Consider the following 334-nt stretch of genomic DNA (forward strand, 5'->3'; position numbering starts at 1 on the left):
ACGGCGTCAAGCACCTGCTCCTCACCAGCCGCCGGGGCCAAGAGGCGCCCGGCGCACGGGAGTTGACCCAAGAGCTGGCCGGGCTCGGCGCGAACGTACGCATCGCCGCCTGCGACGCGGCCGACCGCGACGCCCTCAAGGCCGTCCTGGACACCGTCCCCGCCGCCCACCCCCTCACCGGCGTCGTCCACACCGCGGGCGTCATCGACGACGGCATCATCACCGCCCTCACCCCCGACCGCCTCACCACCGTCCTGCGCCCCAAAGTCGACGCCGCCTGGCACCTCCACCACCTCACCCGCCACCAACCCCTCGCCCTCTTCGCCCTCTTCTC

At 73.4% G+C, this 334-nt stretch carries 1 protein-coding gene; it reads left to right on the top strand.

The window, feature by feature from the left end; genetic code table 11:
• Window positions 1-334: KR domain-containing protein (locus IG74_RS47410; RefSeq protein WP_037827622.1), on the top strand; the 334-nt coding region annotated here is incomplete at both ends.

The organism is Streptomyces sp. NRRL B-1347 (genome assembly GCF_000720325.1).
Lineage (GTDB): Bacteria > Actinomycetota > Actinomycetes > Streptomycetales > Streptomycetaceae > Streptomyces.